Genomic DNA, 11,235 nt, shown 5'->3' with positions numbered 1-11,235 from the left:
AAAACCGTCTTCATCCTCGTCGCCGTGATCGCGCTGATCCTCGGCCTGACCGTCAACAAAGTGCTGAGCGGCAAGGGCCAGGGCGACCCGACTGCGTTGATCGACGCCGGCATCATCCTGCTGCCGCAGAGCAGGAATCTGCCGGACGTAACGATGACCGATCAGGACGGCAAACCGGTGGCGATCAATGAGTTGAAGGGTAAGTGGAGTCTGTTGTTCTTTGGCTACACCTTCTGCCCGGACATCTGCCCGACTACCCTCGCACAGCTGCGCCAGATCAAGAGTGAACTGCCGAAAGACGCCGTGGATAAGTTGCAGATCGTGCTGGTCAGCGTTGACCCGAACCGCGATAACCCGAAACAGTTGAAGCAGTATCTGGGCTACTTTGATCCGCAGTTTGTTGGTCTGACGCCGACTTCGATTGAAGAGCTGCAGAAGGTGGCGAATGCGGTGAGTATTCCGTTTATTCCGGCGGATACGAGTAAGCCGAATTACACCGTCGACCATAGCGGCAACCTCGCGGTGATTGGCCCGGACGGGACACAGCGTGGGTTTATTCGGGCGCCGTTGAATAATGCCAAATTGGTTGCGCAGTTGCCGGTGATGCTTAACCGTAAGTGACAGTTTAAAAGCCAAGAGCCCCTCACCCTAACCCTCTCCCGGAGGGAGAGGGGACTGACCTAGGTGTTTTTTCGAGTTGCGCCGACCTGCAATTGTGAGTCGAACTCAGGCTCGAAAAGCTTGAAGATCGGCCCCCTCTCCCTCGGGAGAGGGCTGGGGTGAGGGGCAGCTTCACAACAGTTCCAAAGCCGAACACCAGACACAAAAAAGGGGACGCTCATGGCGTCCCCTTTTTTCGTTGCAGCAATCTAAATCAGAACGCCGGCAGCACCGCGCCTTTGTACTTCTCGGTAATGAATTTCTTCACTTCCGGACTGTGCAGCGCAGCAGCCAGTTTCTGCATCGCGTCGCTGTCCTTGTTGTCCGGGCGGGACACGAGGATGTTCACGTATGGCGAATCATTACCTTCAATCACCAGCGCATCCTTGGACGGATCGAGCTTGGCTTCCAGCGCGTAGTTGGTGTTGATCAGCGCCAGGTCGACCTGTGTCAGCACGCGCGGGATGGTCGCGGCTTCCAGTTCACGGATTTTCAGGTCTTTCGGGTTGGTCGCGATGTCTTTGACGGTCGACAGGATGTTGGTCGGATCCTTCAAAGTGATCACGCCAGCCTTGGCCAGCAGCAACAGCGCACGGCCGCCGTTGGTGGCGTCGTTCGGGATCACCACGTTGGCGCCGCTTGGCAGGTCTTTCAGATCTTTGATCTTGCTCGAGTAAGCACCCAGCGGCTCCAGGTGCACACCGGTCACGGCAACCAGGTTGGTGCCTTTGGCCTTGTTGAACTCATCGAGGTACGGCTGGTGCTGGAAGAAGTTGGCGTCCAGACGCTTTTCGGCGACCTGTACGTTCGGCTGAATGTAGTCGGTGAAGACCTTGACCTTCAGATCCACGCCCTCTTTGGCCAGGGCTGGCTTCACGAACTCGAGGATTTCTGCGTGCGGCACCGGGGTGGCGGCAACGGTCAGGGTTTCGGCGTGGGCCGAGAATGCTGCAACGGCAGCGAAAGCAGCGATCAGTTTTTTCATTCAGCTAACTCCTTATGAGGCGCCCGTCTGGCGCCTGCCAGCGAATGGCCGGCTCATCTGTTCAATACAAAACTGCTTATTTGCGCGAGAAATGCACGACCAAACGGTCGCCCACCATCTGCAGCACTTGCACCAGAATCAGCAGCAACACCACGGTGACGATCATCACGTCAGTCTGGAAACGCTGGTAGCCGAAACGGATCGCCAGGTCACCCAGACCACCGGCGCCGACCACACCGGCCATTGCCGTGTAGGAAACCAGTGTAATCGCCGTCACCGTAATCGCTGCATAGATGCCCGGACGGGCCTCTGGCAGCAACGCGTTGAGAATGATCTGCCGCGTGGTCGCGCCCATGGCCTGGGTCGCTTCGATGATGCCGCGATCGACTTCACGCAGCGCGGTTTCCACCAGACGCGCGAAGAACGGCGTGGCACCCACCACCAGCGGCGGAATCGCACCGGCCACGCCCAGCGACGTACCCGTGATCAGCACGGTGAGCGGGATCATCACGATCAACAGAATAATGAACGGCAGCGAACGCAGGATGTTCACCGCCAACGACATGATCGCGTAGAGAACGCGGTTTTCCAGCAACTGGCGCGGGCTGCAGAGAAACAGCAGCACGCCCAGCGGCAGGCCGAGCAACACGGTGAACAGCAGCGAGCCGCCGAGCATCATCATGGTGTCGTTGGTCGCCAGGCCGATTTCCAGCCAGTCGATGTTCTGGAAGAACAGCTTGATGGCTTCTATCGCGGCGTCGTAGTTCTTGATTGCAGCGTCGAACATTTCCATTAACGCAGCACCTCCATGTGGACATCAGCGGCGGTGAAGCGGGCGAAGGCCGCTTCCATGTCGCCACCGGTGACGGCCAGGGTCAATTGCCCGTAGGGGATGTCTTTGATGCGGTCGATGCGACCGGCGAGGATGCTGTAGTCGACCCCGGTTTCCCGGGCGACGGTACCGAGCAACGGCGCGTAGGTCGCTTCGCCCTGGAAGGTCAGACGGACGATACGGCCCGGCACGTGCGCGAAATCATCACGCTGCTCGCCTTCATCGACCTGCTCGTCTTCCTGAACAAAACGCTTGGTGGTCGGGTGCTGCGGATGCAGGAACACATCGGCCACCGAACCTTGCTCGACGATCACGCCAGCGTCCATCACCGCCACTTGATCGCAAACACGACGGATCACGTCCATCTCGTGGGTGATCAGGACGATGGTCAGTTTCAGCTCGCGGTTGATCTCGGCCAGCAATTGCAGCACCGAAGCGGTGGTCTGCGGGTCGAGGGCACTGGTGGCTTCGTCGCACAGCAGAATCTTCGGCTTGGTCGCCAGAGCGCGGGCGATGCCGACGCGCTGCTTCTGGCCGCCGGACAATTGCGCCGGGTACTTCTTGGCGTGGTCAGACAAACCAACGCGCGCCAGCAGTTCAGCCACACGCTGATTGATCTCGCTGGTCGACAACTCACCGGCCAGGGTCAGCGGCAACGCAACGTTGTCGGCGACGGTCTTCGAGGCCAACAGGTTGAAGTGCTGGAAGATCATCCCGACTTGCTGACGGAAACGGCGCAGGCCTTTGGCGTCGAGCGCGGTGACTTCTTCACCGTCGACGAAGATCTTGCCGCCGCTGGAATCTTCCAGGCGATTGATCAGACGCAGCAGGGTACTTTTTCCCGCACCGGAATGGCCGATCAGGCCGTAGACCTGACCGTTCTCAATCGAGAGACTGGTCGGGTGCAGCGCGGGAATGTCCTTACCGGCGACGCGGTAAGTCTTGTGGACGTTTTGAAACTCGATCACGTAGCGAACCTTGTGGGGCGCGTTAGAAAAGGATCAGCGGTTAGCCGGGGGCGCATTTTAGCCTGTCCGTATAGAGGTTCTTAGCATTTATTTCGCAATTAACCTTCGATTTGGCAATAACAAGATCAAAGGTCATAAAAAAGGAACGCTCCGAGCGCCTCATCAGTCACTAAGTAAGCGACTTGAAAACCCTGGGTGCCGTGCCCGGGAACCACTCAAGAGTCCCCGGCAAACAACGGGGTCAACCGAGGAGTTTACGACTGATGAGCAAGAAGCCTACGTCCGACAAAAGCCAGATGGCCGGAACCGATGCCCCGGATCGAGCCAACACCAACGCCAAACTCGACAGCCTGGAGAAGTTCCGCTCCGACGCTACTGGCCAAGCCCTGCGCACCAATCAGGGCGTCAAGATTGCTGACAACCAGAACACCCTGAAGGCCGGCCCGCGCGGGCCATCGCTGCTTGAAGACTTCATCATGCGTGAAAAAATCACGCACTTTGACCATGAACGCATCCCGGAGCGCATCGTCCACGCGCGCGGCACTGGCGCGCATGGATTCTTTCAGGCTTACGAGAACCATTCGACGCTGACCAAGGCCGGTTTCCTACAGGATCCGGGGAAAAAGACGCCGGTGTTTGTGCGCTTTTCCACGGTGCAGGGCCCGCGTGGTTCCGGCGACACCGTACGCGACGTGCGCGGTTTCGCGGTGAAGTTCTTCACCGATGAAGGCAACTTCGACCTGGTCGGCAACAACATGCCGGTCTTCTTCATTCAGGACGCGATCAAATTTCCCGACTTCGTCCACGCAGTGAAACCCGAGCCGCACAATGAAATCCCTACCGGTGGCTCTGCCCACGATACCTTCTGGGACTTCGTCTCGCTGGTGCCGGAATCAGCGCACATGGTCATCTGGGCGATGTCTGACCGGGCGATCCCGAAAAGCCTGCGCAGCATGCAAGGCTTCGGCGTGCACACCTTCCGGCTGATCAACGCCGAAGGCAAATCGCGCTTCGTCAAATTCCACTGGCGCCCGACTGCCGGCACTTGCTCGCTGGTGTGGGACGAGGCGCAGAAGCTCGCCGGTAAAGACACCGACTACCATCGTCGCGACCTCTGGGAAGCGATCGAGATGGGCGACTACCCGGAATGGGAACTCGGCGTACAGATCATCGAGGAGGAAAACGAGCACGACTTCGATTTCGACATCCTCGACCCGACCAAGCTGATCCCCGAAGAAATCGTGCCGATCACGCCGCTGGGCAAAATGACGTTGAACCGTAACCCGGACAACTTCTTTGCCGAGACCGAGCAGGTTGCGTTCTGCCCTGGCCACATCGTGCCGGGCATCGACTTCTCCAATGACCCGCTGCTGCAAGGTCGGCTGTTTTCCTACACCGATACGCAAATCAGCCGACTCGGTGGGCCGAATTTTCATGAGCTGCCGATCAACCGCCCGGTCGCGCCATTCCACAACGGCCAGCGCGATGCGCAGCACCGTACGGTGATCGACAAGGGTCGTGCCTCTTACGAGCCGAACTCGATTGATGGCGGCTGGCCGAAAGAAACCCCGCCTGCCGCGCAGGACGGTGGTTTTGAAAGTTATCCAGAGCGCATCGACGCGAACAAGATCCGCCAGCGCAGCGAGTCGTTCAGCGATCACTTCTCTCAGGCAACGTTGTTCTTCAACAGCATGAGCGACCACGAGAAGGAGCACATCATCGCGGCCTATAGCTTCGAGCTGGGCAAGGTTGAACGCGAGTTCATCCGCGCGCGCGAGGTGAACGAGATTCTGGCCAACATCGATCTGGAACTGGCCAAACGTGTCGCGGCCAACCTGGGTCTGCCTGCGCCTACCAAAGGCACGGTGGATGCGCGCAAGGTGTCGTTCGATCACTCGCCAGCGCTGAGCCAAGCGAATCTGCTGCCAGAGAACATCAAAACCCGCAAAGTGGCGATTCTTGCTGCCAACGGTGTCGATGGTGCGGCGATTGATGCGATGAAGAAGGCATTGACGGCGGAAGGTGCGCACGCGAAATTGCTCGGCCCGACTTCGGCGCCGGTGAAAACTGCGGACGGTAAAATGTTGCCTGTGGATGCTTCGATGGAAGGCATGCCGTCGGTGATTTTCGATGCGGTGTTTGTGCCGGGCGGCGCGGCGTCGGTCAAGGCCTTGAGCGGTGACGGCGTGGCGTTGCACTACGTGCTGGAGGCCTACAAGCATTTGAAGGCGATTGCGTTGCAGGGTGATGCCAAGCAATTGCAGGATTTGCTGAAACTGGAAGCGGATGCCGGGTTGTTGCAAGGCAAGGATGTACCGGGGCTGACCAAGCCGTTCTTTGCTGCGATTGGGCAGCATAGGGTTTGGGATCGTGAGCCTAAGGCTAAGGCCATTCCGGCTTAAGTTGTTGGCTGCCTGAAAGGACGCCTTCGCGAGCAAGCCCGCTCCCACATTGGTTCTGTTTCGTACACGAATCCAATGTGGGAGCGGGCTTGCTCGCGAAGCTTTTAAGGTTTACGCGGACTAAGAACCATCTGCGCCGGCACCGTGCGCACGATCTGCTTCTCGATCTTCAGATCAAAATCCGGGTTGAGCTTCTTGACCCGCTTGGTCAGCAACGTCGACAACCACGGATAGTCATTCGTCCGTGGTGCCTGAATCGTCACCCCACACTCATAATTCACCACATCGGCGGCGATCGCATCCAGTTGGCGGCGAAGTTTGTGGCTATCGGTGATGTTCAGCGCAACCGTGGTGCTCTCGGCGGTCGGATCGATCACCTTGGCTTTCGGCTTGGCCTCAGCGGCCAGCAGCGCTGCTTCGGCCTTCTCCAGCTCAGCCTTGCGCGCTTCAGTAATCGCGCCGTTGACGCCACCGGTCAGCGCCGGCGCTTTCGGCATCAGCACGCGGGCACGGCTCAGCGCCGTAGCGGCGGCATTCACATCACCCTTCTGCAACACGATCTGGCTGCGACGCAGATACGCTTCGGCCAATTGCCGCTGGTATTGCTCAAGGGATTGATCATTGGGAGTTTCTTTCTGCAAAGCAGCCAATTGGTCTTCAGCGGTGGCCAGTTCGCTGCTGGCCAGACTTTGCTCCAGCTGTGCGATGGCCGTAGCCCGCGCATCGGGGGTTTCAACCACCGGTGGGGTACTTTGGCAGGCGCCCAGTAGCACTGAAAATGCGACAAGGAGCAGATAACGGGAGGCGAACGGCTTCATTCCTGCGACTCTCTATTTGCGCAAAAAGCGGCCAAGTCTACACCCCACGACGGGGCAGAACAAAACTCAGCAGAAACAGTGCGGCCGCCGTCACAACGATTGACGGGCCTGCCGGGGTGTCCTTGAACCATGACAAAGCAAGGCCGCCACACACCGCGACCATACCCAGCAGGCTCGCGCCGACCGCCATCTGCTCCGGCGAACGGGCGTGACGCTGTGCCGCAGCCGCCGGAATGATCAGCAGTGAAGTAATCAGCAACACACCGACGATTTTCATCGCCACCGCAATCACCACCGCAATCAACAACATCAGCGCCATGCGCAGACCGGCGACCGGCAGGCCTTCGACCTTGGCCAGCTCTTCATGCACGGTGATCGCCAGCAATGGCCGCCACAATGTCACCAGCAACACCAGCACCGCCGCGCTGCCGCCGAGAATCCACGCCAGATCGGTCGGGCTGATCGCCAGCAGGTCGCCGAACAGATAGGCCATCAGGTCGATCCGCACTTCATGCATGAAGCTTAGTACCACCAGGCCGAGAGAGAGCGTACTCGGTGCGAGAATTCCCAAAAGCGTGTCGGACGCCAGCGGTTGGCGCTGTTGCAAGGTCACTAAAAGCACCGCCAGCAGCAAACAACCGACCGTCACAGCCACCGTCGGGCTGACATCCAGCAGAAAGCCCAGCGCCACACCGAGCAGCGCGGCGTGGGACAAGGTATCGCCGAAATAGGCCATGCGCCGCCAGACCACGAACGAACCCAGCGGACCTGCAACGATCGCCAGCGCCAGACCTGCAAGCAGGGCATACAACAGAAAATCAGCCATGCTTGCAGTTGTCTCCGTGAACGTGAGGTTGGCCAATCACCGGCCCTTTGACCACCGAACCGTGCAGGTCGTGAGCGTGATCGTGATGGTGGTGATAGACCGCCAGGCTCTGCGCGTTCTTGCCGAACAGCTCGACAAACGCCGGATCGCCGCTGACCTGCTCGGGATGCCCGGAGCAGCAGACGTGACGGTTGAGGCAGACCACCTGGTCGGTGGTGCTCATCACCAGATGCAAATCGTGGGACACCATCAACACGCCGCAGCCATGGCGATCGCGCAGACGGGTGATCAGGCTGTACAACTCGGCTTGCCCAGCGACGTCTACGCCTTGCACCGGCTCGTCGAGCACCAGCAATTCCGGCTCGCGAAGCAATGCCCGCGCCAGCAATACGCGCTGCATTTCACCGCCGGAAACGCTTTGCACCGGGCTGTCGATGACGTGCTCGGCGCCGACTTCTTTCAACGCGGCCAGCGCACGCGGACGGTCAACGCCCGGCACCAGACGCAGAAAACGCAGCACCGACAGCGGCAAGGTCGGATCGACGTGAAGTTTTTGCGGCATATAGCCGACGCGCAGTTTCGGCTTGCGCCAGACGCTGCCGCTGTTCGGCTTCAACAGCCCGAGCACGGCGCGCACCAGCGTGGTCTTGCCGGCGCCGTTAGGGCCGATCAGGGTGACAATCTGCCCCGGCTCGACGCTCAGCTCGATGTTGTCCAGCACGGTCTGCCCGGCAAACGTGACGGCGACCTGCTCCAGACGGATCAGCGCATTGCTCATCAAGCCCCCTGGCAACCGGAGCACAGGCCGACGACTTCGACGGTCTGCGCTTCGACGATGAAACCGACGTCTTTGGCGCTGTTGATGATCGCGTCGCTGATCACTTTTTGCTCAAGTTCGATGGCGGCGTGGCATTCGCGACAAATCAGGAACTGGCCCTGATGCGCGTGTTCCGGATGGACGCAGCCTACGAAGGCGTTCAGCGAAGAGATGCGGTGCACCAGGCCGTTTTCCAGGAGGAAATCCAGCGCGCGATACACGGTTGGCGGCGCGGCGCGGCGGCCGTCCTGCTCGCTGAGCACGGCGAGAATGTCGTAGGCGCCCAGCGGCTTGTGGCTTTGCCACACCAATTCCAGCACCCGGCGGCGCAACGCGGTCAGGCGCAAGCCTTTCTGGGCGCACAAGGTATCGGCCTCGGACAAAGCGCTGTGCACGCAATGTGAGTGGTCGTGGGGACGGCTGGCAATCGGTGTAATAGGCATGGGCGGCGACGAGTTTTGATAGAGACGTTATTATGTTACCCGTTCTCGCCTCCTTGAGTGGTCATCGTGTCCCGACTTTTTTCTGTTTTTGTGGCTTTTGTCGCCAGTTTTCTGCTGATCGGTTCGGCTCAGGCCGAGGTCAAAGTCCTCACCAGCATCAAGCCGTTGCAGCTGATTGCAGCGGCCGTGCAGGACGGCGTGGCGATTCCCGAAGTGCTGCTGCCGCCGGGTGCCTCGCCGCACAATTACGCGCTGCGGCCATCCGACGTACGGAAGGTGCAATCGGTCGATCTGCTCTACTGGATCGGTCCGGACATGGAAGGTTTCCTGCCGCGCGTGCTGAACGGTCGTACGCTGCCGAGCGTGGCGGTGCAGGATCTGCCGGGGATGAAGCTGCGCCGTTTTGCTGAAGACAGCCACTCCCACGCCGAAGAGGCCGACGAGCATGATCACGATCATCGCCCGGGCACACTGGATGCGCATTTGTGGCTTTCGCCGGTGAATGCGCGAGTGATCGCCGACAAGATGGCCGCAGACCTCAGCGCTGCCGACCCTGCGAATGCCGAGCGCTATCAGAGCAATGCCAAGGCGTTTGATGAGCGTCTGGATGCATTGGATCAGCGCTTGAAGCAGCGTCTGGCCAGCGTAGAAGGCAAGCCGTATTTCGTCTTTCACGAGGCGTTTGATTACTTTGAAGAGGCTTACGGCCTGAAGCACACCGGGGTGTTCAGCGTGGCCGCCGAAGTGCAACCGGGCGCGCAGCATGTCGCAGCGATGCGCAAGCGTTTGCAGGAAGTCGGCAAAACCTGTGTGTTCAGCGAGCCGCCGTTGCGTCCGCGTCTGGCGGAGACGTTGGTGGCGGGTTTGCCGGTGAAACTGGCTGAGCTGGATGCGTTGGGCGGGTACACCCCGGCGACGGCTCAGGGCTATGAGCAGGTGTTGGAAAAGTTGGGTAATGATTTGGCCGGGTGCCTGGAATCTCTGTAACCCCGGCATCGGCGTCGACCCATTCGCGAGCAGGCTCGCTCCCACAGGATCACCGAAATCCTGTGGGAGCGAGCCTGCTCGCGAAGCTTTTAGAGGGCGAACGGTAAAGGTGTGTGCACCTGCTGCCGCTGCGCCAATTTCTGCTCAAATTCCCGCGGATCGTGAATCAACACGTCCTGCCCGGCAAACTGCTCCGCCGCGATCAACCGCGACAGCCAGAACCGCACACACGCCACGCGCAGCATCGTTGGCCACAACTCAGCCTCCGCCGCCGTGAACGGCCGTAGCGCCGCATAAGCGCCAAGGAATGCGCGGGCACGCGGGCCATCGATCAAACCTTCTTCGTCCGAACACCAGTCGTTCAAGGCAATCGCCACGTCGTACAACATCGGCCCCGAGCAGGCGTTGTAGAAGTCGATCAGTCCGGTCAGGTGCGTGCCTTCGAACATCGCGTTATCGCGAAACAAATCCGCATGAATGTTCGCCCGAGGCAACGCGAGAATCTTCTCTTTGCGCTCGCTGATTTCACCCAGCGCCTTTTGCAGCAAGGCCCGTGGCTCATCGCTCAGGTGCGAGAGAAACGCGTTGCCCTCTTCCAGCATCCAGTCGAGGCCACGATCGGTCTTGCGCTTGATCATGCGCTCGCCCTGCGTCGCCAGGTGCAGATGCGCCTGCAATTCGCCGACCTGCACGCAATGCTGGGCATTGGCGACTTTGATGTGTTTGCCGGACAGACGCGGTTGCAGCAGCGCCGGTTTGCCTTTCAGCTCACGCAACGCCACGCCGTCTGTGGTGCGCAGTGCGTACGGCACCGGCAGATCGGCTTCGTGGAGCACGTCGAGCAGGTCGATGAAGAACGGCATCTCCTGCACCGGGCCGCGCTCGACCAGGGTCAGGACAAATTCGCCCTGCTCCAGGCTGATAAAGAAATTGGTGTTTTCGCTGCCGGCGGCGATCCCCTGGAAATCAAGCAGACGGCCTAGCCCGTAAGGGGCGAGAAAGGTTTCCAGCTCGGGCCGAGCCAGGGGCGTGAACACAGACATGTTTTAACTGCCAGTACGGGCGCCGCCAATTGCGGCGCCGGGTGAATTAAAAACTTACTTCCATTCGAAAATCTTCCATGACGGAATCAGCATATCCGGCTGATCCGAGCGGATGAAGTTGGCATCCGTCCCGTCGGCACGCACCAGAAAGTACGGCGGAAAGCCTTTCTGGGTCACTTTGATCGCATAGAGGAAACCGTTCTGGCGGTACTCCTGAATGGTCTTGTCGCCTTCCGTGCGGATGGTAACTTCCGGCTCCCCTGTCGGTGCATCATCCGCCGCCATCGCGGCCAACGGTGAGGCAGCAATCAGACCGACCAGCAGCAAGCGATTTAACGTACGCATGATAACCTTGTCCCTTTGTCGTCAACGGTCCCGCTATTCTAGCGCCGGACCCGCCGAAAAGGTTGATCCTGCTCATGAGCCAAGCCCCCCTCGTCCTGGTGGACGGTTC

At 59.8% G+C, this 11,235-nt stretch carries 12 protein-coding genes; 3 read left to right on the top strand and 9 right to left on the bottom strand.

What is annotated here, in order from left to right; all coding sequences use genetic code 11:
• Positions 1-621: SCO family protein (locus tag ACIP1X_RS23660; RefSeq protein ID WP_400755386.1), on the top strand; the 621-nt coding region annotated here is incomplete at its 5' end.
• Positions 622-874: 253 nt separating this feature from the next.
• Here the strand turns inward: ACIP1X_RS23660 and ACIP1X_RS23655 are convergent.
• The 3 genes from ACIP1X_RS23655 to ACIP1X_RS23645 all read right to left on the bottom strand — a co-directional run bounded on the left by ACIP1X_RS23655 (position 875) and on the right by ACIP1X_RS23645 (position 3,445).
• A complete protein-coding gene (locus ACIP1X_RS23655; protein WP_159813371.1) occupies positions 875-1,645 on the bottom strand; it encodes a MetQ/NlpA family ABC transporter substrate-binding protein in 771 nt (256 codons plus the stop codon).
• 76 nt (positions 1,646-1,721) lie between these two features.
• Complete coding sequence (locus ACIP1X_RS23650) at positions 1,722-2,432, bottom strand: methionine ABC transporter permease (protein WP_172680176.1); 711 nt, start codon at positions 2,430-2,432, stop codon at positions 1,722-1,724.
• Between the two features lie 5 nt (positions 2,433-2,437).
• Positions 2,438-3,445 carry a methionine ABC transporter ATP-binding protein gene (locus ACIP1X_RS23645; protein ID WP_007911748.1) on the bottom strand — a complete coding sequence of 336 codons (1,008 nt, stop codon included), beginning with the start codon at positions 3,443-3,445 and terminating at the stop codon, positions 2,438-2,440.
• 260 nt (positions 3,446-3,705) lie between these two features.
• Between ACIP1X_RS23645 and katE the strand changes: the two genes are divergently transcribed.
• Positions 3,706-5,847 (top strand): catalase HPII, encoded by a 2,142-nt coding sequence (gene katE / locus ACIP1X_RS23640; RefSeq protein ID WP_400755396.1) that lies wholly within the window; start codon positions 3,706-3,708, stop codon positions 5,845-5,847.
• A 104-nt stretch (positions 5,848-5,951) separates the two neighbouring features.
• Here the strand turns inward: katE and ACIP1X_RS23635 are convergent, their stop codons facing one another.
• The 4 genes from ACIP1X_RS23635 to ACIP1X_RS23620 are packed head-to-tail and all read right to left on the bottom strand — an operon-like array spanning position 5,952 to position 8,751.
• Positions 5,952-6,665 carry a PA5502 family lipoprotein gene (locus ACIP1X_RS23635; RefSeq protein WP_159813373.1) on the bottom strand — a complete coding sequence of 238 codons (714 nt, stop codon included), beginning with the start codon at positions 6,663-6,665 and terminating at the stop codon, positions 5,952-5,954.
• Positions 6,666-6,702: 37 nt separating this feature from the next.
• Entirely contained in the window at positions 6,703-7,491 is a 789-nt protein-coding gene (gene znuB, locus ACIP1X_RS23630; protein ID WP_159813375.1) for a zinc ABC transporter permease subunit ZnuB, read from the bottom strand.
• Complete coding sequence (gene znuC, locus ACIP1X_RS23625; RefSeq protein ID WP_053125416.1) at positions 7,484-8,269, bottom strand: zinc ABC transporter ATP-binding protein ZnuC; 786 nt, start codon at positions 8,267-8,269, stop codon at positions 7,484-7,486. Before znuC ends, znuB begins: the two co-directional genes overlap by 8 nt.
• Positions 8,269-8,751, bottom strand: coding sequence for a Fur family transcriptional regulator (locus ACIP1X_RS23620; RefSeq protein ID WP_053125415.1), 483 nt, complete (start codon positions 8,749-8,751; stop codon positions 8,269-8,271). The genes znuC and ACIP1X_RS23620 overlap by 1 nt, the downstream gene beginning before the upstream one ends.
• A 66-nt stretch (positions 8,752-8,817) precedes the next feature.
• Here ACIP1X_RS23620 and ACIP1X_RS23615 point away from each other — a divergent pair, with 66 nt between their 5' ends.
• Positions 8,818-9,738 carry a zinc ABC transporter substrate-binding protein ZnuA gene (locus ACIP1X_RS23615; protein ID WP_103302959.1) on the top strand — a complete coding sequence of 307 codons (921 nt, stop codon included), beginning with the start codon at positions 8,818-8,820 and terminating at the stop codon, positions 9,736-9,738.
• Positions 9,739-9,827: 89 nt separating this feature from the next.
• Here the strand turns inward: ACIP1X_RS23615 and ACIP1X_RS23610 are convergent, their stop codons facing one another.
• Entirely contained in the window at positions 9,828-10,781 is a 954-nt protein-coding gene (locus ACIP1X_RS23610) for a homoserine kinase (RefSeq protein WP_400755383.1), read from the bottom strand.
• Between the two features lie 54 nt (positions 10,782-10,835).
• Complete coding sequence (locus ACIP1X_RS23605) at positions 10,836-11,126, bottom strand: DUF2782 domain-containing protein (protein WP_159813381.1); 291 nt, start codon at positions 11,124-11,126, stop codon at positions 10,836-10,838.
• Positions 11,127-11,235: the final 109 nt, after the last annotated feature.

Origin of the sequence: Pseudomonas sp. NPDC088885, from assembly GCF_044750025.1 — a bacterium.
Taxonomy (GTDB): Bacteria; Pseudomonadota; Gammaproteobacteria; order Pseudomonadales; family Pseudomonadaceae; genus Aquipseudomonas; species Aquipseudomonas rustica.
The sequence above is the reverse complement of the archived record's forward strand: the minus strand, read 5'-3'. Positions and strand labels throughout refer to the sequence as shown.